At 64.1% G+C, this 20,694-nt stretch carries 24 protein-coding genes and 1 other annotated feature; of the genes, 15 read left to right on the top strand and 9 right to left on the bottom strand.

The window, feature by feature from the left end; all coding sequences use genetic code 11:
* Positions 1–87: 87 nt before the first annotated feature.
* The 8 genes from ACI6S0_RS24485 to ACI6S0_RS24450 are packed head-to-tail and all read right to left on the bottom strand — an operon-like array spanning position 88 to position 5,775.
* Positions 88–717 (bottom strand): DsbA family protein, encoded by a 630-nt coding sequence (locus ACI6S0_RS24485; RefSeq protein ID WP_008830454.1) that lies wholly within the window; start codon positions 715–717, stop codon positions 88–90.
* Positions 714–1,523 (bottom strand): TlpA disulfide reductase family protein, encoded by an 810-nt coding sequence (locus tag ACI6S0_RS24480; protein WP_008830453.1) that lies wholly within the window; start codon positions 1,521–1,523, stop codon positions 714–716. The genes ACI6S0_RS24485 and ACI6S0_RS24480 overlap by 4 nt, the downstream gene beginning before the upstream one ends.
* Entirely contained in the window at positions 1,523–2,305 is a 783-nt protein-coding gene (locus ACI6S0_RS24475; protein ID WP_008830452.1) for a sulfite exporter TauE/SafE family protein, read from the bottom strand. Before ACI6S0_RS24475 ends, ACI6S0_RS24480 begins: the two co-directional genes overlap by 1 nt.
* Positions 2,302–3,534: an NAD(P)/FAD-dependent oxidoreductase gene (locus ACI6S0_RS24470; protein ID WP_008830451.1), complete on the bottom strand. Its 1,233-nt coding sequence runs from the start codon at positions 3,532–3,534 to the stop codon at positions 2,302–2,304. The genes ACI6S0_RS24475 and ACI6S0_RS24470 overlap by 4 nt, the downstream gene beginning before the upstream one ends.
* On the bottom strand, positions 3,531–3,965 hold the full coding sequence (locus ACI6S0_RS24465; RefSeq protein ID WP_122129150.1) for a TIGR01244 family sulfur transferase: 435 nt from the start codon (positions 3,963–3,965) through the stop codon (positions 3,531–3,533). The genes ACI6S0_RS24470 and ACI6S0_RS24465 overlap by 4 nt, the downstream gene beginning before the upstream one ends.
* Positions 3,966–3,983: 18 nt before the next feature.
* Complete coding sequence (locus ACI6S0_RS24460; RefSeq protein ID WP_008830449.1) at positions 3,984–4,409, bottom strand: DUF6691 family protein; 426 nt, start codon at positions 4,407–4,409, stop codon at positions 3,984–3,986.
* The gene (locus ACI6S0_RS24455) at positions 4,409–4,846 is read right to left on the bottom strand and encodes a YeeE/YedE family protein (RefSeq protein WP_185707954.1); all 438 of its coding nucleotides are present in this window, start codon (positions 4,844–4,846) and stop codon (positions 4,409–4,411) included. The genes ACI6S0_RS24460 and ACI6S0_RS24455 overlap by 1 nt, the downstream gene beginning before the upstream one ends.
* On the bottom strand, positions 4,846–5,775 hold the full coding sequence (locus ACI6S0_RS24450) for an MBL fold metallo-hydrolase (RefSeq protein WP_008830447.1): 930 nt from the start codon (positions 5,773–5,775) through the stop codon (positions 4,846–4,848). Before ACI6S0_RS24450 ends, ACI6S0_RS24455 begins: the two co-directional genes overlap by 1 nt.
* Before the next feature lie 73 nt (positions 5,776–5,848).
* On the opposite strand from ACI6S0_RS24450, the gene ACI6S0_RS24445 reads away from it, so the two are divergent.
* The 15 genes from ACI6S0_RS24445 to ACI6S0_RS24375 all read left to right on the top strand — a co-directional run bounded on the left by ACI6S0_RS24445 (position 5,849) and on the right by ACI6S0_RS24375 (position 19,705).
* Positions 5,849–6,472, top strand: coding sequence for a peroxiredoxin (locus tag ACI6S0_RS24445; RefSeq protein ID WP_037519507.1), 624 nt, complete (start codon positions 5,849–5,851; stop codon positions 6,470–6,472).
* Positions 6,469–6,879 carry an ArsR/SmtB family transcription factor gene (locus ACI6S0_RS24440; protein WP_086013073.1) on the top strand — a complete coding sequence of 137 codons (411 nt, stop codon included), beginning with the start codon at positions 6,469–6,471 and terminating at the stop codon, positions 6,877–6,879. Before ACI6S0_RS24445 ends, ACI6S0_RS24440 begins: the two co-directional genes overlap by 4 nt.
* A gap of 70 nt (positions 6,880–6,949) precedes the next feature.
* Positions 6,950–7,453, top strand: coding sequence for a DsrE family protein (locus ACI6S0_RS24435; RefSeq protein WP_008830444.1), 504 nt, complete (start codon positions 6,950–6,952; stop codon positions 7,451–7,453).
* Positions 7,454–7,681: 228 nt separating this feature from the next.
* Positions 7,682–7,736: a sequence feature (sul1 is cis-regulatory element that is thought to sense ions involved in sulfur or methionine metabolism; They are found in Alphaproteobacteria), on the top strand.
* Between the two features lie 87 nt (positions 7,737–7,823).
* Positions 7,824–9,308, top strand: coding sequence for a SulP family inorganic anion transporter (locus ACI6S0_RS24430; protein ID WP_122129153.1), 1,485 nt, complete (start codon positions 7,824–7,826; stop codon positions 9,306–9,308).
* A gap of 12 nt (positions 9,309–9,320) precedes the next feature.
* Positions 9,321–10,163 carry a universal stress protein gene (locus ACI6S0_RS24425; protein WP_122129154.1) on the top strand — a complete coding sequence of 281 codons (843 nt, stop codon included), beginning with the start codon at positions 9,321–9,323 and terminating at the stop codon, positions 10,161–10,163.
* A 1-nt stretch (position 10,164) separates the two neighbouring features.
* Positions 10,165–10,512 (top strand): TraR/DksA family transcriptional regulator, encoded by a 348-nt coding sequence (locus ACI6S0_RS24420; RefSeq protein ID WP_234831430.1) that lies wholly within the window; start codon positions 10,165–10,167, stop codon positions 10,510–10,512.
* A gap of 18 nt (positions 10,513–10,530) precedes the next feature.
* The gene (locus ACI6S0_RS24415; protein WP_122129155.1) at positions 10,531–10,764 is read left to right on the top strand and encodes a cold-shock protein; all 234 of its coding nucleotides are present in this window, start codon (positions 10,531–10,533) and stop codon (positions 10,762–10,764) included.
* Positions 10,765–11,007: 243 nt separating this feature from the next.
* Entirely contained in the window at positions 11,008–13,818 is a 2,811-nt protein-coding gene (locus tag ACI6S0_RS24410) for a monovalent cation/H+ antiporter subunit A (protein WP_122129156.1), read from the top strand.
* The gene (locus ACI6S0_RS24405; RefSeq protein ID WP_122129157.1) at positions 13,815–14,168 is read left to right on the top strand and encodes a Na+/H+ antiporter subunit C; all 354 of its coding nucleotides are present in this window, start codon (positions 13,815–13,817) and stop codon (positions 14,166–14,168) included. The genes ACI6S0_RS24410 and ACI6S0_RS24405 overlap by 4 nt, the downstream gene beginning before the upstream one ends.
* Positions 14,165–15,688, top strand: a complete 1,524-nt coding sequence (locus ACI6S0_RS24400; RefSeq protein WP_122129158.1) for a monovalent cation/H+ antiporter subunit D — start codon at positions 14,165–14,167, stop codon at positions 15,686–15,688. Before ACI6S0_RS24405 ends, ACI6S0_RS24400 begins: the two co-directional genes overlap by 4 nt.
* On the top strand, positions 15,685–16,173 hold the full coding sequence (locus ACI6S0_RS24395; RefSeq protein ID WP_122129159.1) for a Na+/H+ antiporter subunit E: 489 nt from the start codon (positions 15,685–15,687) through the stop codon (positions 16,171–16,173). The genes ACI6S0_RS24400 and ACI6S0_RS24395 overlap by 4 nt, the downstream gene beginning before the upstream one ends.
* Positions 16,170–16,439: a K+/H+ antiporter subunit F gene (locus tag ACI6S0_RS24390; protein ID WP_122129160.1), complete on the top strand. Its 270-nt coding sequence runs from the start codon at positions 16,170–16,172 to the stop codon at positions 16,437–16,439. The genes ACI6S0_RS24395 and ACI6S0_RS24390 overlap by 4 nt, the downstream gene beginning before the upstream one ends.
* Positions 16,436–16,849, top strand: a complete 414-nt coding sequence (locus ACI6S0_RS24385) for a Na+/H+ antiporter subunit G (RefSeq protein WP_122129161.1) — start codon at positions 16,436–16,438, stop codon at positions 16,847–16,849. Before ACI6S0_RS24390 ends, ACI6S0_RS24385 begins: the two co-directional genes overlap by 4 nt.
* A gap of 13 nt (positions 16,850–16,862) precedes the next feature.
* Positions 16,863–17,906, top strand: a complete 1,044-nt coding sequence (locus tag ACI6S0_RS24380) for a potassium channel family protein (RefSeq protein WP_122129162.1) — start codon at positions 16,863–16,865, stop codon at positions 17,904–17,906.
* A complete protein-coding gene (locus tag ACI6S0_RS24375) occupies positions 17,903–19,705 on the top strand; it encodes an SLC13 family permease (RefSeq protein WP_122129163.1) in 1,803 nt (600 codons plus the stop codon). The genes ACI6S0_RS24380 and ACI6S0_RS24375 overlap by 4 nt, the downstream gene beginning before the upstream one ends.
* Before the next feature lie 422 nt (positions 19,706–20,127).
* Here ACI6S0_RS24375 and ACI6S0_RS24370 read toward each other — a convergent pair whose 3' ends face one another.
* On the bottom strand, positions 20,128–20,622 hold the full coding sequence (locus ACI6S0_RS24370) for a hypothetical protein (RefSeq protein ID WP_234831431.1): 495 nt from the start codon (positions 20,620–20,622) through the stop codon (positions 20,128–20,130).
* Between the last annotated feature and the right edge of the window lie 72 nt (positions 20,623–20,694).

Below are 20,694 nucleotides of genomic sequence, written 5' to 3'. Positions count from 1 at the left end.
GCCGCAGCACCTGTCCGACCGCCCAGCCCCCCACGACTACAGCGCCGAGCCCGACCGCCTGCCTCCGACTGAGTGGCCCCGGCACGCTCAACGCCCTCCGGGCTTGCTGCGCGCCGTGGCGACGAGGCGGCGGAGCGCCGGCAGATCGACCGCGCCGGCCACGACCTGCGAGCCGACGATCAGCGCCGGCGTCCCATTGAACCCGATCGCTTCGGCAATCGCATTGGTGCGTGCGAGCAGCGCATCGATTTCCGCGCCACGCGTCTTCAGGTCACGTTGCAGACGCGGCCAATCCACCTTGGCTTTCACAGCAGCTGCCCTGATACCGGCGCTGTCGAGCCGCGCCGGCGAGGCAAGCAGCGCTCCATGGAAGGCGGCATGCCTGCCCTGCCACTGGCTCGCGACGGCCGCCCGGGACGCCTCACGGGAGGCGGGTCCGAATATTGGCCAATCCCGATACACGATCCGGACCTTCGGGTCGGAGCGAAGCAGCGCGTTCAGCACCGGCTCCATGCGACGGCAATAGGGGCAGTTGTAGTCGAAGAACTCGACAACGGTGACGTCATAGGCGGTGCCGGCCCGCTTGGGGGCTACGGGATCGTCGACGACTGCCTTGCGCGACAAATCAGGCTGCTGCTGCCCGACCGCAGGTGTCATCGGCACGGCGAAAGCAAGCGCGGCTAGAGCGCCGCGAAAGAGAAGGTTGCGGCGGTTCATCGGTGTTTCCTTGCCTTATCAATTCCATCGGCGAGCGCGGCGCGCGACAACTCTCCGAGCTGAAGCTGCACGATCGTGCCATTCGCGGCGACGAAGGCGGTTGCGGGATAGCCGGCGACTTCGAAGGCTCGGGAAAGCCTACGGTCGGGATCAAGCGCGACGTTGCCGGCACCGATGCCTTCGCGGGTAAGGAACTGGGTAACGGTCGCCGGCGCCTCACCCTGATCGGCGAGCAGAATCGGAACCTCTCCACGGCGCGACGCAGCAGCATCGAGCATCGGCAGCTCGCGCCGGCATGGGCCGCACCATGTCGCCCACAGATTGACCACGAAGGGACGACCCCGGAAACGATCAAGCGGGAGCGGAGCGCCGGATGGCGTCGTTAGGGCGAGATGATAGGGAAAGGGGCCGTAGGTCACGGGCGGGATCAGCGCCTGAAGCGTGAACCAGAGGCCGCCAGCTACGGCAAGCGCTGCCCAGCCTATCGCCAGAGCGCGCGTTCGGCCGAGCCGGAACGCCAGCGTTACCGCAGCGCCGGCGAGGCCGGCGACGGCCGAGAAGCCTCCCTGCCATATAGCTAGGATGGAAAGTGGAGCATCGGCGTAGCTCGCCCAATGCGTCGCGACATAGCCGATCCGGGCCGTCACCAGCCCGACGACAATAGCACTGGTCGCGACCATCGACACTCGCGGGAAGCGGAACCGTCCCGCCAGCGCCGTCAAACCGAGGAACACGGCGACGCACAGAACCGCCAATCCGCGATCGACCGCCATCATCAGCGGCCCGATGGCAATTGCGCTGCCCATCACAGAAACGCGCCTGCGCTCTTCCAGAGCATATAGGCTGCGACCACGAAGATCAGCATTGCGAAAACCGTGGTGAGCGTACTGCCCGTGCCCAGACGCTTAGCGATCCGCGTACCGATCAACCCGCCGATAACTCCACCGCCGATGAAGGCGAAGGCGAGCGGCCAATCCACAAGCCCGGAGAACGCGTAGTTGGCAGCGGTCGTTAGCCCGAACGCGGTGACGGCGATCAGCGACGTGCCGACGGCGTTGAGGATCGGCATGCCCGTCGATCCAATCAGTCCGGGAACGATCAGGAAGCCACCACCGATGCCAAAGAAGCCTGAAAACAGTCCGGTGCCGAGGCCATAACCCAGCACCTTGGGCGCCTTCTCCCGGTTGCATTCTGCACCGGGATTACCAGCGTCACCCCGCCCGCGCAGCATCACAACGCCGACGACGATCATGACGAGCGCGAATAGAAAGAGGAGCTTGCCGCCATCGACGGCCTTGCCCGCGGTGGATCCGAGTAGCGCACCGATGACGCCGGCAGTCGCATACATGCCGCCGCACCGCCATTTTACGGTATGAGCCTTGGCATGACCGATCAGACCGGTCGCGGCATTGGCCGCCACGGCAAACGCGCTCGTACCGATGGCGAGGTGCGCGTCGGGAACGCGCACCAGATACACCATGAGCGGCACGGCGAGGATCGAGCCACCGCCACCGACGAGCCCGAGGGTGAATCCGACCAGGCTGCCGGACAAGGCGCCAAGCAGATACTGGATTGGTTCGAGGATCATGCCGCCTTGCCGATCTCGTGTGGAGCGGCCATCCACTCACGGCCTTTCAGCATGCCCTGCCAGTAGATCGGGGGCAGCATCCGCTCTTTCAGGAACCACGCGGTGCGCGTCGGACGCGTTCCGTCCAGCAGCCAGGATGGGAAGCTGGGCAGCAGCTTTCCGCCATAGCCGAACTCGGCGAGGACGATCTTACCGCGTTCGACCGTGAGCGGGCATGAGCCGTAACCATTATAATCGGCAACGGGGGGTCTGCCGTCGAGCGCGGCCAGCGCGTTGACTGCGACCACGGGCGCCTGGACGCGAGCAGCAGCGGCGGTCTTGGCGTTGCTGGTGCCAGCGGCATCGCCAAGGCCAAAGATGTTTTCAAATCGCTTGTGCCGCAGCGTAGTCTCGTCGACCTCGACGAAGCCGCTCGCAGCCGCAAGCGGGCTATTTGCGACGACCGCATGTGACACCTGAGGTGGCACGACATGGAGCATATCGAACTCACGTTCGATCCGCTCGGAGACGCCGTCCTGCTTGCGCTCGAACGTGGCGACGCGGCGATCGGCGTCGACCGCGACCAGGTTGGACTCAAGCCTGAGATCGATACCGTACTTCTCGACATATTCCATCAGCGCCGGGACGTAGGTCGGGACCCCGAACAGGGCTGCGCCGGCATTATGGAACTCGACGTCGATAGCTGGGAGAACGCCGCTATCCCGCCAGATGTCGCAGGAGAGATACATCGCTTTCTGCGGTGCGCCGGCGCACTTGATCGGCATGGGTGGCTGCGAGAACAGCGCCCGCCCCTGCCGCAATTCCTTGACGAGCTGGTAGGTGTAGGGTGCCAGATCGTAGCGATAGTTGGAGGTGACGCCGTTGCGGCCGAGAGCCTCAGGCAGCCCTTCGATCTTCTCCCACGCCAGGCGCAGCCCGGGCGCGACGACCAGAACGCGATAGGTCAATGTGTCACCGTCTTCGAGCTCGACCGTGTTACGGTCGGGGTCGATGGCAACGGCGGGCAACCGTACCCACTTAACGCCCTTTGGCATTATGTCGGATTCGGCCTTGCGCGTCTGTTCGGGAGTGAAGACGCCGGCCCCCACCATCGTCCAGCCGGGCTGGTAATAATGGTCGGTCGCCGGATCGACGACCGCGATCGTCACTTTGGCGTTGCGCTTCAGAATGCTGGAAGCGGTCGCGATGCCGGCGGCACCGCCCCCGATGATGACGATGTCGTAGGTCATTGATCAGCCCTTTCGGAACGGCGCTTCAGCGCAGGCGTGAGATCGGCAAGGTCGTACCCGGCTGCCTTTGCTTGGTCGACGATCGTCGCCGGGTCGGCGCGATCGGCCTCGGCCAACGCCCACAAGGTCGCCGCGCGCGTCCCGCTACGGCAGAAGCCGAGCGTCGGCTGTGACAGCGTGGCTAGCGCCTCCTTCATGCGATCCGCATCGGCGTCAGTCGCCTTGCCCGGTACGATAGGGACATGGGCAAACGCGAGACCGTGGTCGCCTGCCATTCGGGCCATTTCTTCCGCGCTTGGCTGGCCCGCCTCCTCGCCGTCCGGGCGGCTTGAGATGATCGAGCGATATCCTGCCTTCGCGGCAGCGGCGAGGTCGTCTTGCGTCAGCTGGGGGGCGGCAGAGAAGGACGAGGTGATCTGCTTGAAAGCCATGTGATGTCTCCTGTCTGATCAGGCCGAACGGCGGGAAGTGAATGCAAAGCGGTGGACGGCAACGCCGAGGGCCATTGCAGCGATGAAGACCAGTGCCGGCAGAGGCTGGATCGCCAGTGCGGCAATGGCGGGACCTGGGCACAATCCGACGATGCCCCAGCCTATGCCGAACAAGGCCGCACCGCCGATGAGGCGCCGGTCGATCGGCGAGGTGGCGGGCGTGTGGAATTGTTCGGCCGCGATCGGGGTCGAGCGACGCCGCACGACGAACCAGGCTATCGCCATCGGCAGGATCGCGCCTGCCATGACGAACGCCAAGGTCGGGTCCCACGCGCCGGTGACATCGAGGAACGCGCGCACCCGCGCCGGATCGATCATTCCGGAGATGGCAAGGCCGGCGCCGAACAGCGTCCCGCTAGCGAGTGAAATGAGGTTCTGGCGCATCACAGTATCACCCCGGACAGACGCATGATCGTGACCGTGACGACGCCGGTCGCCATGAACGTGACGGTCGCGGCGATGGACCGGGGCGACAGGCGGGACAGGCCGCATACGCCGTGACCACTGGTGCACCCGGACCCAAGCCGCGTTCCGATACCGACGACCAGACCGGCGACGGCAATCAGCGAAAGCGATGCCGGAAAGCTGGCTTTCACGCCCAAACTGGTCGCAGCAATACCCGCGCCCAAGGGCAGACCCGCGGTAAAGAGCAGCGCGAGGGCCCATGGTGGACCTCCATCGGTAAGACCCAAAACTCTTGCGAACATGCCGCTGACACCGGCGATGCGCCCGTTGCCCAGCAGCATGATCGCCGCGGCGACACCGATCATCAGCCCGCCGATGAAGCCTTCGAGCGGCATGGCATGGGGAAAGCCTGGCATCACAGCGCATCCAGCGGAATTTTGAGGTAGCGGGTGCCGTTGGCTTCCGGCTCCGGCAGATGACCACCGCGCATGTTCACCTGGATCGAGGGCAGGATGAGCTTCGGCATCGACAAGGTGGCGTCGCGACTGGTCCGCATCGCGACGAAGTCGTCTTCGCTGACCCCTTCGTGGACATGCACGTTGCCGACACGCTGTGCGCCTACAGTCGTCTCCCAGACATATTGGTCGCGACCCACCGCCTTGTAGTCGTGGCAGAGGAACAGGCGCGTCTCGTCCGGCAGCTGCATGAGCCGGCGGATCGAGCGGAATAGCTGGCGTGCGTCGCCACCAGGGAAGTCTGCCCGCGCGGTGCCGTAATCGGGCATGAAGAGCGTATCGCCGGTGAAGACCGCGTCCCCAATCGCATAGGCCATGTCCGCCGGCGTATGGCCGGGCACGTGCAGCGCAATGGCGTCGATGTTGCCGATGGCAAAGCGGTCGCCGTCCTCGAACAGCCGGTCGAACTCGGAACCGTTGCGCTCAAAATCGGTGCCGGCGTTGAAGATTTTGCCGAACACGTTCTGAACCCGGATGATCTCACGACCGATCGCGAGCTGCCCGCCAAGCGCCTGCTGAAGATAAGGTGCCGCAGACAGGTGATCGGCATGAGCATGGGTTTCCAGCAGCCAATCGACCGTCAGTCCCTGATCCCGCACGTAAGCGATCACTGCGTCCGCCGACGCGGTTTTGGTCCGGCCAGCCGCGGCGTCAAAATCGAGGACGCTGTCGACGATCGCAGCCTTTTTCGTCGCCACGTCCCAAACGACGTAGGTCGCTGTGTTGGTAGGCTCATCAAAGAAGGACTGAACGACCGGCGATCCGGCCGCTTTTGCGCGTCTGATCTGGGCGTTGGCTTCGCTCAAAACCGGGTCCATGACCATCTCCATTTAAACAAACTCATGGTTTATGTATCTGTGTAAGCGTATTGCGTCAACGGGGTGTTCGTGCCATTTGGGAGGAATGGAAATGATGGAAGCGAACATGCCGCGCTCGCTGCGCATCGGGGATGCAGCCCCGAACTTCACCGCCCGCACCACTCAGGGCGAGATTGCGCTCGATCAGTATCGTGGGCGCTGGATTGTGTTTTTCTCGCACCCTGCTGACTTCACGCCGGTTTGCACGAGCGAGTTTGTGGCCTTGGCTAAAGCGGCCCCTCAATTCGAGGAGCTGGATTGCGTATTGTTGGGGCTGTCGGTCGACAGCCTCTACTCTCATGTCGCCTGGCTTCGCGCGATCCACGACGTTTTTGATGTCGAGGTGCCGTTTCCGGTGATCGAGGATCCGTCGATGGCGGTTGGGTATGCCTACGGCATGCTCGACGAGCAGGCTGGCGATGCCTCAACGGTACGTGCAACCTACTTCATCGATCCCAAAGGCATTATCCGCGCACTCAGCTGGTATCCGATGAATGTCGGGCGCTCGGTCGACGAGATGCTTCGCACGGTCAGGGCGTTGCAGCGTTCGGCCGATGGCGAGGCCTATACGCCCGCTGACTGGCAGCCGGGCGACGACGTGCTCCTGCCTCCCGCTTTGCCGGGGAACGCAGGCGCCGACTGGTTTCACCAGACGAAGGCTGACCGGTGATGGCGATCTACCAGTCCCGCGCGCTTGCCGACGTTGCAGTCGAGAAGCTGCGCGTGTTCGCGCAGCCGCAGCGCCTTATGATCCTGTCCTATCTGCTGGGTGGCGAACGGCAGGTGGCGGACATCGAGGCGGCCACGGGCGTGACCCAACCAGCGCTCAGTCAGCAGCTTGCCGAGCTGCGGCGCGCCGATCTGGTGAAGACCAGGCGTGAGGCGAAGCAGGTTCACTACCGTCTTGCCGACGATGCAGCCGCACTGTGTGTGCGAACCCTGGAGGCGATGTTCGGAGCCGACGATCTGTCGGCTCCCCAAACGGCCCCGGCCCCCCGCCCAGTGCGACCGCGCGAGACGCCGTCCGTGGTTCGACCGCAAAACATCGGTGCGGCCGTTTTTGCGAGAGTTGGCTGATCATTTCGGCTGAAGAAGGAAAAAGCGGATGCGTATGCCAATCATTGCTCTTGCAGGATGCTTGTCACTCATGAGCAGCGTCAGTGCTTCAGCCGGCGTGCCTAGGCAGGCGGTGATACCGGGATATGGCGCGATCACACCCGTCGAAGGTGCTGCGGAACGGCCCGATCGCAAGTTGCGCTATCGCGTGCTGTTCAATGTGACCAAGGCCGCGGCAACGCCGGATAAAATCAATCCATCGCTGGAGAAGGTCGCCCGCTTTTTGAACCTGCTGGGCAACGATGGCGTTCGTCCAGAACAAGGCGATGTCGTCGTGATCGTCCACGGTCCGGCGACGCCCATCGTTACCGAAGATCGCGCCTATGCGACAAAGACGGGAGTAGCTGCGAACCCCAACCTTGCCTTAATTGAGGCGTTGAAAAAGGCGGGTGTATCCGTTCGGGTATGCAGCCAAGCTCTTATCGGAAACGGGATCGACCCCGCTACGGTAGGAAAGAGTGTCGAAACTGACGTGTCTGCGCTGACGACTATGGCGACTTTGCAACTGCGTGGTTGGGCACTGATCCCCGACTGATCACGCCGACACGTTTACTGTTTCGCCGTTCTAGTCCGTAACGCTGCTGGTGTCATAACCGGTCGGGGCTGTTGAAAAAGGCGCCGCTGGTGGCCGGGTCCGGTTGGGGGCGGAATGACACCCCAACGCATAGCGATCCCGTCTCGCATGGGATGGTGTTTTGGGAACGCAGGCTGCTGATGTTCGCAGTTGCGATATGGTGCGATTAGTGCTTATCTAGAGGTCTTCGACGGACCCGGATTGATTCGGGTGGCTCGGCCCGGCGCCTATCCCCGGGATAACCTTAGCGAATTTGGGCCTCGCTTCCGAGCATCGTTGATTGACCGCGTCTGACGGCGTGCGCCCCTCGCTATTGCGATCAGGTTTCCACATGACATTTGCTACTTCGCTTCGACGCGAATGGCTCTCGAACCCGCGCGCGGACGTGCTGGCGGGTATCGTTGTCGCGCTCGCGCTGATCCCGGAGGCTATCGGCTTCTCGATCATTGCCGGCGTCGATCCCAGCGTCGGGCTGTTTGCCTCCTTCTCCATCGCCGTCATCATCTCGCTCGTGGGCGGTCGCCCCGGCATGATCTCGGCCGCAACCGCGGCGATCGCCGTTCTCGTTCTGCCGCTGATCCGCGATCACGGCGTCCAGTACCTGTTTGCCGCCACCATCCTCATGGGGCTGATCCAGGGCGTCGCCGGTTTCCTGAAACTCGACCTGCTGATGCAATATGTGTCGCGCTCGGTCATCACCGGCTTCGTCAATGCGCTCGCGATCCTCATCTTCATCGCGCAGCTTCCCCAGCTCACAAACGTCGGATGGGAAACCTACGCGATGGTCGCGGCGGGTTTGGCGATCATCTATCTGTTTCCGCGCCTGACCAAGGCGATCCCGTCGCCGCTGGTTGCGATCGTGATCCTCACGATCGTCTCGATCTATGCCGGCATCAAGGTCAACACGGTGGGCGACATGGGCAAGCTGCCCTCGTCGCTGCCGGCATTCGGCATTCCACAGGTGCCGTTCACGCTCGAGACGCTGCGCATCATCTTCCCCTACTCGCTGACGATGGCGGCGGTGGGCCTGCTGGAATCGATGATGACCGCGCAGATCGTCGATGATCTGACCGACACGCCCTCGAACAAGCGGCGCGAGATGAAGGGGCAGGGCATCGCCAATTTCCTGACCGGCTTCTTCGGCGGGATGGGTGGCTGCGCGATGATCGGACAGTCCGTCATCAACGTGAAGTCGGGCGGCTCGACCCGCCTCTCGACCTTCGTGTCGGGCGCGTTCCTGCTGTTCCTGATCGTCGTACTGGGGCCGCTGGTCGCCCGCATCCCGATGCCGGCGCTGGTCGCGGTGATGATCATGGTGTCGATCGGCACTTTCTCATGGGGATCGATCAGGAACCTCAAGAGCCATCCGTGGCAGTCGTCCGTCGTCATGTTGGTGACGGTACTGGTCGTCGTCTCGACGCACGATCTGGCGCAGGGCGTGGTCGCAGGCGTGATCCTGTCTGGGCTGTTCTTCGCCAGCAAGGTCAAGCGCCTGTTCGACGTGGCAACCGAGCTGAGCGCGGACGGCAGGACGCGGACCTATCGTGTCTCGGGTCAGGTGTTCTTCGCCTCGTCCGAACGGTTCGCAGACGCCTTCGACTTCAAGGAGGTGCTGGACAATGTGGTCATCGACCTGACCGCCGCGCACTTCTGGGATATTTCGGCGGTGGGGAGCCTCGACAAGGCGATCCTCAAGTTCCGCCGCGAAGGCACCCATGTCGAGGTCATCGGCCTCAATCAGGCGAGCGCGACGATGGTCGATCGCTTCGCCGTCCATGACAAGCCAGGCGCCGAAGCAGCGCTCGGCGCCCACTAAAGGAGAGGGCTTATGAACCGCATATTGGCCTGCATCGACGCATCCACTTACGCCACCAGCGTCGTCGATCTGGCGGCCTGGGCCGCTACCCGGCTCGGTGCCGATGTCGAGCTGCTACACGTCGTCCAGCGCAAGGATGCCGTAGCATCGCGCAACGACCATAGCGGCGCGATCGGCCTAGGCGTCAAAAGCGAGCTGCTGGAAGAGCTGACCCGCATTGAGGAAGCGGCGGGGCGTCTTGCTATCGAGGAAGGACGCATCCTGCTGGACGCAGGCGGTGCCCGCCTGAAGGAGCAGGGCATCACGGTCGCGTCCATGCATCTGCATGGCGGAATCGTGGAGACGATCGTCGAGCGTGAAGCCGATGCTGAATTGGTCACCATCGGCAAGCGCGGCGCGTCAGGCGAGTTCGCGACCGACCATATCGGCTCCAAGGTCGAACGGGTCGTGCGCGCCAGCGACAAGTCGGTGCTGATCGCCTCGCGCGAAGCCAAGGCACCTGGCGCGGTGGTGATCGCGTTCGACAACAGCCCGGCCGCCTGCCGTGCTGTCCGTCACGTCGCTACCTCGCCGTTGTTCGGCGGTTTGCCGGTCCACCTCGTCATGGCGGGGCCGGATGATAGCAAGCATCGCGATCAGCTCGACGCAGCGGCAGCCACGCTGCCCGCCTGTTCCGAACCCGTCCTGCGTGACGGCAAGGTCGAAGCGGTGATCGGCGACCATATGGCGGCGCATCCCGGCGCGATGCTGGTGATGGGTGCCTATGGACACTCGCCGCTTCGCACCCTGATCGTCGGCAGTACGACGACGACGATGATCCGCACCGTCCGCGCGCCAGTATTGCTGGTGCGCTGACATGGCCGGGGACGCAGCGATCCTCGATGCGCCGCGTCGGCAACTGCTGGCGCTTCGCGATCAGCTCGTCGCTGACGATGCAGCGGCCGAGGAAACACGCGCCCCGGTCGCGCTCGATCAGGAAAGCGTCGGCCGCCTGTCGCGGATCGACGCCATGCAGGTACAGGCGATGGCTCTGGCGGCGCAGCGGCATCGCCAGGCCGAACGAAGCCGCATCGATGCTGCGCTGATGCGGATCGACAGCGGCGACTATGGCTGGTGTGCGCGCTGTGGCGAAGAAATTGAGGCCAGGCGCCTCGATCATACGGCCGCGACGGCGATGTGCCTCGCCTGCGCCAAGGAGGGCTAAGCTCGGAAGGAAGGCATCATGCCGACCGGAACGATCAAATATCTCGACCGTGGCGGAGCCTGGGGCTTCATCTCGCGTGACGACAAACAGCCCAAAGTCTTCGTCCACGTCCGAGCGGCCGAGCGCGCCGGCTTTACCGAGCAACGACGCGGACAGCGCTGGCGCTTCACCCTCGTCGAGCGCCCCAAGGGCGGATTTGAAGCCGACAATCTCGAATTGCTTTTCGACGACCCGCCACCGCCCGGACGGTAGATGACGCAAAGCCGGATTTCATAGTATCCCGGTTGTAATCGGTCCGAGGCAATGCAATGAATGCATCTGGGTGTCCGCTACATTTGGAGCAGGCAGGTTCTTTACGTTGGTCGGGCCGCCAACGACGAACCCTTATGCCTGGAGTATCGGCTTGCCCGATCAGCCCCCTTTTTGCCTCACTCTCACTGTTGGTGCCGCCGGCATGATCCCAATCCGATCTGTGCTGCCCGAGGCGATGCAGCCATGACCTTGCTGACCCTCCTCTGTTTGCCCTTCCTTGCTGTTGTCGCTCTGATGGCGGCACGTTGCGCATCTCGCCGCACCCATATGCTGATTGCTGCGACGGCCAGCGTGGCCGGGCTGGTGATCTTGCTCTCGCAGGCAGGAGTTGCGCTGTCAGGGCGTCCGCTGATGACGACGATCGCGTGGATTCCGGCGCTGGGCCTCGACTTCGCGTTGTGGCTTGACCCGCTGGCTTTGCTGTTCGCCGGCCTGATCCTGGGCATCGGACTGCTGGTCGTTATCTATGCGCAGGGATACCTGAAACCGACCGAGCCGACTGCGCGCTTCCTGTCGTTCCTGATGCTGTTCCAAGGAGCGATGGTCGGCATCGCCCTATCGCGCAACGTACTGCTGATGCTGGTATTCTGGGAGATGACCAGCCTTGCCTCGTTCCTGTTGATCGGCTTCTGGCGCGACAAGGCGGAAGCGCGGCAGGGCGCACGCATGGCGCTGACCATCACCGGTGGCGGGGGCCTTGCCCTGATCGCGGGGATGGTGCTGCTGGGCAAGGTTGCCGGCAGCTATGACCTGGCAGCCATCCTGTCGCGCGGTGATCTGGTCCAGGCCTCGCCCCTATACCCTGCGATCCTGCTCCTGATCCTCGCCGGCTCGTTCACGAAATCGGCGCAGTTCCCGTTTCACTTCTGGCTCCCGCACGCGATGGCCGCACCGACGCCGGTCAGCGCCTATCTTCATTCGGCGACGATGGTGAAGGCAGGCGTGTTCCTGCTCGCGCGGCTGTGGCCGGTGCTGGCCGGAACCGATCTGTGGTTCGGTATCGTGACGACCGTTGGGCTGGCGACGATGCTGTTCGGGGCGGGCGTCGCGCTGTTCCGCCATGACCTGAAGGCGATCCTTGCCTATTCGACGATCAGCCAGCTCGGGCTGATGGTGATGCTACTGGGCTTCGGCACCGTCGCGGCGGTGAGCGCGGCGGTGTTCCACGTCCTGAACCACGCCGCGTTCAAGGCGGCTCTGTTCATGCACGCCGGGATCGTCGACCATGAAACCGGTACGCGCGATATCCGCCGGCTAGGTGGGCTTGCTGCCATCATGCCGCTGACTGCAACGCTCGGCGTACTGGCGGCGGCCGCAATGGCGGGTCTGCCCCCGCTCGGCGGGTTCATTTCCAAGGAAATGATGCTGGAGGAGGCCACGCACACGTTGTTGGGCGGACAGGCACTGCTCGTGCCCGTGCTCGCCACCATCGCGGCCTTGCTGTCGGCAGCCTATTCGATACGCTACGCCGTCGCCCTACATTTCGGCGCTCGCCGCACAGGGGACGTGGTGGCTCCCCATGATCCGGGCACGCTGCTGCTCGGCCCGCCTGCGCTGCTCGGCCTATTGGCGCTGGCCTTGGGGTTGCTGCCCATGACGCTGGCGGGGCCGCTGGTCGCGGCGGTTGCCGCCGCAGTGACCGGTGGCACGACCCCCGAACTGCATCTGGCGTTGTGGCACGGCATCAATCCGGCGCTGCTCATGAGCCTTGGCGCTGTCGCGGTCGCAGTCGTGCTGCTGAGCCGCTACCGATCGGTCGCGGCGCTGGTGACCCGGCTGCCGTCACCCGATGCCAAGCGCTTGTTCGATGCCACGATGGCACAGACCGTCGCAGCGCTGCGCCGTCTGTTGGGCGTGATCCATGTCGCGTCGCTGCAACGGTATCTCCTGATGCTGTTTGCGGTTGCGCTGGCGTTCGGGATCGAGGCGGCACTGCGGAACGGTATTTACGCTGGTACGCGCCCGACGACCCCGGCATCCCCCGTCGCCGTGGTTGCCTGGTTCGCGCTGGTTGCCGCCACCATCGCCGTCGTCACGGTCGATCGCCGACGCTATCTGGCGTTGATCTTCATCAGCGTCATCGGCCTCGTCATGGCGCTGGCCTTCATCCACCTGTCCGCGCCCGACCTTGCGTTGACCCAGATTTCGGTGGAGGTCGTCACGATCCTGCTGATGCTGCTGGCGCTGCACTTGTTGCCGGGCAATCCGCCGCGCCTGTCGGCTCTGCCCCGCCGACTGCGCGACGCGGCCATTGCAGTGGCGGGGGGTTTGGGCGTCGGATGGTTGGCCTGGGCGATAATGACCCGGCCGGAGCGCGAGGGCATATCGCGCTTCCACTGGGACAACAGCTATTCGGGCGGAGGCGGCACCAACGTCGTCAATGTGACGCTGGTCGATTTCCGTGCGTTCGATACGCTGGGCGAGATCATCGTGCTCGGCATCGCCGGGCTTGCCATCTACGCGCTGCTCGAACCCGCCGCACGGGGGGTCGCCGGACGACGACTGCGGGAATGGCGATCGAACGACCGGCACTCACCCGAACGGCATCCGATGATGTTCGTGATGGCAACGCGCCTGCTGCTGCCGCTGGCGCTGCTGGTCGGCAGCTACATCTTCCTGCGCGGTCATAATCAGCCAGGGGGCGGGTTCATCGCCGCGCTCGTGTTCTCGATCGCGATCCTGCTGCAATATCTGGCGTCCGGGTTCGACTGGACCGACGAGCGGCGCAAGTTCGGCGAACATGCGCTGATCGGCGCTGGCGTGCTGATCGCGGCTGCCACCGGCCTTGGGTCGCTGCCATTCGGCGCGCCGTTCCTGTCGAGCAGCTTTGGTTATTTCCATCTGCCGCTGATCGGTGAGTTCGAGCTGGCCACCGCGATGGCGTTTGACCTGGGCGTCGCCTGCGTCGTGGTAGGGGCAGTGCTGATGGCTTTGGCCCAGCTCGCCCAGGTCGCCCAGCGCGCCGCCAAGGCCGAAGCGGAGGAGCAGGCATGAGCCTTGAGTTCCTCGTCGCGTCCACCATCGCCGTGCTGGTCGCGGGCGGCATCTATCTGGCGCTTCGCGGGCGGACGTTTCAGGTCGTGCTCGGCCTCACGCTGCTGTCCTATGCTGTCAATCTGTTCCTGTTCGCGATCGGGCGACTGATCGTCGACCGGCCGCCGCTCTATGCGAAGGATGTCGTGCAACATGCCGACCCGCTGCCGCAGGCGCTGGTACTGACCGCAATCGTCATCACCTTCGGCATGACCGCGCTGACCGTCATCCTCAGCCTGCGCAGCTTTCTCGAAAGCGGGTCGGATCAGGTCGACGGCGATCCCGATCCGGTTGGGAAGGATGCGGCATGACGCTGATCGATCATCTGTCGGTCGCACCGGTCGTCATCCCCGCCATCGTTGCGCCGGTCACGATGCTGGTGATGCGCCGTCGCCGGGTGTTCAGCCTGATCCTGTCGCTCGGCGGCTGTGTCGCGATGCTGGCCGCCGCGTGCGCGCTGTTCGGCATCGCGCAGGACGATGCGATCCGTAGCTATGCGCTGGGCGCATGGGTCGCACCGTTCGGGATCGTGCTGGTAGTCGACCGGCTCGCCGCGACGATGCTGGTGCTGGCGGCGGTGCTGGCGTTGGTGGTGCTGCTACATGCGATCGTCACCGGTGCGGATCGCAAGGGCTGGCATTTCCACCCAATGTTCCATTTCCAGCTATTGGGGTTGAACGGCGCGTTCCTGACCGGTGACCTCTTCAATCTGTTCGTGTTCTTCGAAGTGCTGCTGATCGCCTCCTATGGCCTGATGCTGCACGGGCAGGGCGCGCTCAGACTGAAGGCGGGGATTGCCTATGTCGTGATCAACATTGCCGGCTCGGCGCTGTTCCTGATCGCGCTGGGGCTGCTGTATGGCCTGACATCGACGCTGAACATGGCCGATCTGGCCGTCCGGGTCGCGAACCTCCCCGCGGAGGATCAGGGGTTGCTGCGTGTCGCCGGACTGCTCCTGATGGCGGTGTTCGCGCTAAAGGCGGCGGTGGTGCCGATCCACCTGTGGATGCCGCGCACCTATGCCGCGACGATGCCGGTGGTAGCCGCGCTGTTCGCGATCATGACCAAGGTCGGCGTATATGCGATGATCCGCACCGTGCCGCTGATTTTCGGCGGCCAGGCCGGCTCGGCAGCATGGGTGCCCGCGCCTTATTTGCTGCCCGCCGCGATGCTGGGCGCGGTGCTTGGCTTCGTCGGCGTACTAGTGGCCCGAGGAATGCGTGAGCAGGCGGCCTATGCCGTGCTGGCCTCGACCGGCACGCTGTTGATGGCAGTCGCGACCTGGCGGGAGGCGACCTTGGCCGCCGCCCTCTATTATCTGGTACAGGCGACGCTGGCCGGTGCCGCGCTGTTCCTTGTTGCCGACGCGACGATACGTCGCCGAGGGCAATATGCCGACGCAATCGCGCCCAGCCCACGCTTCGCCGGACAGGATGTGACGGGCCTGCTCTATCTGGTCGCTGCCGTCGCTGCGGTCGGCCTGCCACCACTGGCAGGATTCGTCGGCAAGCTGCTGATTCTCGACGCGAGCTTCGCCGTCGCGTGGTGGGGTGCGATCTGGACCACCATCCTTGGCTCGACGCTGATCGGCGTGATCGGTTTCTCGCGTAGCGGATCGACCCTGTTCTGGAAGGCGGCACCGCCCGGCACCGATGTCATCGCTGCGCCTGCACGGTCGCGCGCAGATTTCACCGCGCCGCTCACGCTGCTGATGTTGCTGGCGGTGCTGACCGTTGCCGCCGGGTGGGTGACCGCGCAGACCCGGGCGACCGCGCGACAGGTAATGGCCCCCGATCGCTATATCACCGCCGTGCTGGGGCGCGCGGGATGAACCGCCTGTTGCCGCATCCCGCGCTGTCAGCAATGCTGCTGATCGTTTGGCTGCTGATGGCCAACAGCATCACCGTCGGCGGTATCGTGCTGGGCGGCGTGTTTGCGCTGATCCTGCCGAAGTTCACGCAGCCCTTCTGGCCCGACCGACCGCGGATGCGCTTCGGTCGCGCCCTTGTCGGTTATCTGGTGATCGTGCTGTTCGACATTCTGGTCGCCAATTTCCAGGTGGCGTGGCTGATCCTGTTTCGCCGTAACCGCGACCTTCGCGCCCGCTGGCTGGTCATTCCCATCGACCTGACCACGCCGGAGGCGATCACGATGCTGGCCGGCACGATCAGCCTGACGCCGGGCACGGTATCGTCGGATGTCTCGGCCGATGGTCGGTTCCTGCTCGTGCACGCGCTCGACGTCGATGACGAAGCGGCGGAAATCGCGCGGATCAAGAAGCGCTACGAGGCGCGGTTGCAACGGGTATTCGCATGATCGGGATCGCACTCCACATCGCTGCAGGCTGTATCGCGCTCGCGCTGCTGCTCAACGGATGGCGATTGCTGCACGGACCGGCCCTTGGCGACCGGATCGTCGCACTCGACACTATGGTCATCAACGCCATCGCGCTGATCGTGCTGATCGGCATGATCGGCGGCAACGATACCTATTTCGAAGCGGCGCTGCTGCTGGCGATGGTAGGGTTCGTCAGCACCATCGCATACTGCAAGTTCATCCTGCGCGGGGATATCGTCGAATGAGTGTTATCGCCGACATTTCCATTGTTGTCCTGCTGCTGCTCGGCGCCGGCTTCGCGCTGATCGGCAGCTGGGGGCTGGTCCGCCTGCCCTCGACGATGGAGCGCCTGCACGGCCCTACCAAGGCGACGACGCTGGGCCTCGGCGCGCTGCTCCTCGCCTCGGTCGTGTATTTTCAGGCGCGGCTCGGGATCTGGACCGCGCACGAACTACTGATCTCGCTGTTCCTCTTCATCACCGCGCCGATCTCGGCCAACATGATCGCCAAGGTCCATCTCCATCGCGTTCGCGTCGGTGCGATCAGCGAACCTGACAGCATCGCCGGAGCGCCGCCCCGTCCGGGCGGGGAGGGCGACTGGGCAACGTTTGAGGCGCCTAAGCGCGACAATCCCGCCTCGACCGCCAATACCTGATTCCTGGTCGGCCATGGACGGAAGCGACGCGACGCCACACTATCACCTGTACCGGCGCAGCCGGACGCCGGTCTGGTTGGCCCTGTCGTGGCGGGCTTTGCTGGCATTCGCGCTGATCGGCATCGCGCTGGCGGTTCACTGGTTCGATCGCGACGGCCTGCGCCAGTCGTCGGGTGCGCCGGTCACCTTCGCCGACATCCTGTACTTCACCATGATTACCGTCACGACGGTCGGTTATGGCGACATCGTGCCGGTCACGCAGCAGGCGCGCCTGTTCGATACCTTCGTCGTCACGCCGATCCGGCTATTCGTATGGCTGATCTTTCTGGGAACCGCATATGATTTCCTGCTCAAACGTGTCTGGGAACGGTGGCGCATGTCAGTGATCCAGAAGCAGCTTCGCGACCATGTCGTCATCGCAGGCTTCGGCAACAGCGGATCGGAAGCAGCAAGCGAGCTGATCCGTCGCGGTGCCCATCCCGATACGATCGTCGTCATCGACGAGAACCCTGCCGCGCTGCGCAGTGCGGAGGCGCTCGACGTTGCCGTCATGGAGGGTAACGCCACGCGCGATGCCGCCTTGCAGGCCGTCCGCGTCGCCACCGCCAGCGCCATGATCGTGGCAGCCGGTCGCGATGATACATCTATTCTGATCGTCCTCACCGCACGCCGGATTGCACCCACGCTACCGATCAGCGTGGTGATCCGGTCGCAGGATAACGAAGCGATTGCACGCCAAGCCGGGGCCGACACCGTCATCAATCCGGCGAGTTTCGCCGGGCTGCTGCTTGCCGGATCGACGCATGGCGCGCATCTTGCCGACTATATGGCCGATCTCGCGGCGACCCATGGTCGCGTCGCGCTCCGCGAACGGGCGGTCACCGATGCGGAGGTCGGCATTGCGTTGCGCGCGATAACGACCGGCCTCGGACACCGCGTCTATCGCGGCGATGCCATGTACGGTTTCTGGGAAGCCGAGGTCGAGCGACTGGAGGCGGGCGACATCATCCTCGAAGTCATTCCCGCCACGTCCGCCGATGCGACGCCGCGCCGGTGACCCACCTGCTGGCGCTCATAGCCGCGCATCGCCCGATATTGGGGCTGGTAGTCATCGTCGCTTTATTCGTCGCGTTCGCGCTCGAACGCTTCCCGCCGGTCACCATCGCTGTCGCCGGGGCAGCGCTGATGATCGCGCTGGGCTGGCTCACCCCGCCGCTCGTCACCGCCGCCTTCGCCAATTCCGCGCTGATCACCATCGCAGCCTTCTTCATCCTGTCGGGGGCGCTGGTCCGTACCGGCACGATCGAGGCGCTGGCCAGTCTGATCGTCCGGCGAGCGGGTAAGGCACCTCGGCGCACGGTTGCAGAAATGCTGACGGGCGCCGCGATCGCGCCGGCGTTCATTAACAATACGCCCGTCGTGATGGTGCTGATCCCGCTGGTACGCCGGCTCGCGCGATCAGTGGGGATACCTGCCACGCGGCTGCTGATCCCGCTGTCCTATCTCTCGATCCTTGGCGGAACGCTGACACTGGTCGGAACATCGACCAACCTGCTCGTCGACGGCGTTGCACGCGCGAACGGGCAACCGGGGTTCGGCATCTTCGACATCACGCTCGTCGGGCTGGTGACGATGGCAGCGGGGGTTGCGACCATGCTGCTGCTCGGACCGAAGCTGCTGCCCTCGCGCCCCGACAATGCCATCGCCGACCGACATCAATTGCCCTATCTTACCGAGATTGCGCTGTTACCCGAAGTGCTGGGCAAATCTGTTCGCATCACCGACCTGCCCTTCCTGCGGCGTGATGCAGTTCGCTTGATCGCGGTCCGCCGGGGGACACGCGTCGACCGGAATCCGTCGCTCGAGCTGACGATCAATGCCACCGACCGGTTGATCGTCAGTGCGACCGCCGATGAGCTAGACGACCTGGCGCGTAGCGAAGGCTATCTGGTCGGGTTGCAGAATGTCGGTCGCCCGATCCGCCTTGCCGCCAGTGCGCGCAGCGACGACGTGCAACTGATCGGCCTGACGATCAGCCCGACCCACCCTGCGCTCGGCCGTGAGCTGCGCGACATTCCCTTACTGTCGAACCTGCCCGCGCGCGTCCTAGGGATCGGGCGGGCGCGGCACTTGCCCGGCCCTGATCTTGGCAGTGTCCGGTTGCGCGCGGCCGACAGCCTGCTGGTCGCGGCAAACGATGCCGCCATTACCGAACTGCGCGCGAACACCAACCTGATCGCGGAGGATACAAGTCATATCCGCCGCTTCCGCCGGCACCGTGCGCCGATCGCGATCGGGACGCTGGCCGGCGTCGTCGTGCTAGCGGCGCTAGGCGTTCTGCCAGTCGCGCTGCTGGCGATGGTCGGCGTCGGTATTGTCCTTGTCACGCGCTGCGTCGATGCCGAGGAAGCGTGGCGATCGATCGACGGCAGCGTGCTGGTGCTGATCTTCGCAATGCTTGGTATCGGCAGCGCGTTGGAGGCGATCGGGACGATAGATCTGATCGTCAGCGCAATCTCGCCATGGCTGGCCACGCTGTCACCGCTGGGGTTGATCCTCATCCTCTATTTTCTGACTTCGGCGCTGACCGAGACAGTGACGAACAACGCAGTCGCGGTCATCATGACCCCGGTAGCAATCGGGCTGGCGCAAGCCACAGGGCAAGACCCCCGTGCATTAATCGTTGCGGTCATGTTCGCCGCATCCGCCAGCTTCGCCACACCGGTCGGGTATCAGACCAACACCATGGTCTATGCTGCTGCGGATTACCGCTTCTCCGATTTCGTGAAAATTGGATTGCCGATGAATATTGTGGTCGGATTGGCGACCTGTTTTGCGATCAGCGTTTGGCTGTGATGGGACGATCTCGCTGGGCAAGATTCTCTGCACCCGTATAGGGCTGCTCGAACGCGGATTTGCCGCCGTGGTGATCGCGATCGGGACCTACATTACTGCATCGTCAATCTAAGTCGTACCTTTCCCACAAACGAAGGTCGATCGAGATCCTGGGCCGCAAACCGGCTACGCCTCGCGGCTCCGGGGCTGATTTTCCCGAAATATGTTCCCGATTGTATTTTCCCGAAATGCGGCATCGGACATGGAGTTTCGGGAAAGGTCAGCCGCGTGAAAACCAGGGTAACCAAGCCCGCTGCTGGCGCAGCGGGTCCGGGGTCAGGAGCCGTGAGGTAATGGCATCAGCGGGGGCAGCGCTGCGCTGTTTGGATGGCTCCACGCTGCCCCCGCTGCTACCAGACGGTGTCATTTCTATCTGGTGACGATTATGTCTTCTCTAAATCGCGGGAACATATCGAAATGATCTTGTGTTGCTGTTTTAGCTGGAGTTTGTGGCGGGCGGCAACCGGATCGTCATAGAGGTCGCGCAGCGCTCGGAAGCGAAAGGCATTCCACCATCGCTGCCAGCGGTGTTCCTCGGCGTCGTGGAGGATGTGGCACCGCTGGCAGAGCGCGGCGAGATTGGCGGGGCGGCAGTTGCCAGGGTCATGATCGAGGTGCGCGCAGGCGAGAACGACATAGGTCGTTCGCACCAGGTCGAGCGAGAAGCCGGTGGCAACCTTGACCTTCCTGCCGCGCCCGGAGCGCCAGGCGCGTGCTTCGACGTCCCACCAGCGGCCGTCACCCAGATGCGCGACACGCCGCTTGTGCGGTCGGCCGCACTGTTCGCAGCGTCCCCCTGCCCGCCCGAAACGGATATGATCCGAGATTTGCGGCCAGTCGATCGGGTAAAGCCAGCGGTTTTCGGGGCGGATCGGCATCGATGACTCTATGAGTCATCGCGCAAAAGAACAAAAGGGGAAAAATGCGTTCCCCTGATGTTCCTTTGCGGA

It is taken from the genome of Sphingobium sp. DN12 (assembly GCF_051058005.1).
Taxonomy (GTDB): domain Bacteria; phylum Pseudomonadota; class Alphaproteobacteria; order Sphingomonadales; family Sphingomonadaceae; genus Sphingobium; species Sphingobium yanoikuyae.
The sequence above is the reverse complement of the archived record's forward strand: the minus strand, read 5'-3'. Positions and strand labels throughout refer to the sequence as shown.

Bases quoted from the DNA above. Each gene is read 5' to 3' on its own strand.
- ACI6S0_RS24485 (WP_008830454.1), bottom strand. From the start codon at position 717: ATGAACCGCCGCAACCTTCTCTTTCGCGGCGCTCTAGCCGCGCTTGCT.
- ACI6S0_RS24480 (WP_008830453.1), bottom strand. From the start codon at position 1,523: ATGGGCAGCGCAATTGCCATCGGGCCGCTGATGATGGCGGTCGATCGC.
- ACI6S0_RS24475 (WP_008830452.1), bottom strand. From the start codon at position 2,305: ATGATCCTCGAACCAATCCAGTATCTGCTTGGCGCCTTGTCCGGCAGC.
- ACI6S0_RS24470 (WP_008830451.1), bottom strand. From the start codon at position 3,534: ATGACCTACGACATCGTCATCATCGGGGGCGGTGCCGCCGGCATCGCG.
- ACI6S0_RS24465 (WP_122129150.1), bottom strand. From the start codon at position 3,965: ATGGCTTTCAAGCAGATCACCTCGTCCTTCTCTGCCGCCCCCCAGCTG.
- ACI6S0_RS24460 (WP_008830449.1), bottom strand. From the start codon at position 4,409: ATGCGCCAGAACCTCATTTCACTCGCTAGCGGGACGCTGTTCGGCGCC.
- ACI6S0_RS24455 (WP_185707954.1), bottom strand. From the start codon at position 4,846: ATGCCAGGCTTTCCCCATGCCATGCCGCTCGAAGGCTTCATCGGCGGG.
- ACI6S0_RS24450 (WP_008830447.1), bottom strand. From the start codon at position 5,775: ATGGAGATGGTCATGGACCCGGTTTTGAGCGAAGCCAACGCCCAGATC.
- ACI6S0_RS24445 (WP_037519507.1), top strand. From the start codon at position 5,849: ATGGAAATGATGGAAGCGAACATGCCGCGCTCGCTGCGCATCGGGGAT.
- ACI6S0_RS24435 (WP_008830444.1), top strand. From the start codon at position 6,950: ATGAGCAGCGTCAGTGCTTCAGCCGGCGTGCCTAGGCAGGCGGTGATA.
- ACI6S0_RS24430 (WP_122129153.1), top strand. From the start codon at position 7,824: ATGACATTTGCTACTTCGCTTCGACGCGAATGGCTCTCGAACCCGCGC.
- ACI6S0_RS24425 (WP_122129154.1), top strand. From the start codon at position 9,321: ATGAACCGCATATTGGCCTGCATCGACGCATCCACTTACGCCACCAGC.
- ACI6S0_RS24420 (WP_234831430.1), top strand. From the start codon at position 10,165: ATGGCCGGGGACGCAGCGATCCTCGATGCGCCGCGTCGGCAACTGCTG.
- ACI6S0_RS24415 (WP_122129155.1), top strand. From the start codon at position 10,531: ATGCCGACCGGAACGATCAAATATCTCGACCGTGGCGGAGCCTGGGGC.
- ACI6S0_RS24410 (WP_122129156.1), top strand. From the start codon at position 11,008: ATGACCTTGCTGACCCTCCTCTGTTTGCCCTTCCTTGCTGTTGTCGCT.
- ACI6S0_RS24405 (WP_122129157.1), top strand. From the start codon at position 13,815: ATGAGCCTTGAGTTCCTCGTCGCGTCCACCATCGCCGTGCTGGTCGCG.
- ACI6S0_RS24400 (WP_122129158.1), top strand. From the start codon at position 14,165: ATGACGCTGATCGATCATCTGTCGGTCGCACCGGTCGTCATCCCCGCC.
- ACI6S0_RS24395 (WP_122129159.1), top strand. From the start codon at position 15,685: ATGAACCGCCTGTTGCCGCATCCCGCGCTGTCAGCAATGCTGCTGATC.
- ACI6S0_RS24390 (WP_122129160.1), top strand. From the start codon at position 16,170: ATGATCGGGATCGCACTCCACATCGCTGCAGGCTGTATCGCGCTCGCG.
- ACI6S0_RS24385 (WP_122129161.1), top strand. From the start codon at position 16,436: ATGAGTGTTATCGCCGACATTTCCATTGTTGTCCTGCTGCTGCTCGGC.
- ACI6S0_RS24380 (WP_122129162.1), top strand. From the start codon at position 16,863: ATGGACGGAAGCGACGCGACGCCACACTATCACCTGTACCGGCGCAGC.
- ACI6S0_RS24370 (WP_234831431.1), bottom strand. From the start codon at position 20,622: ATGCCGATCCGCCCCGAAAACCGCTGGCTTTACCCGATCGACTGGCCG.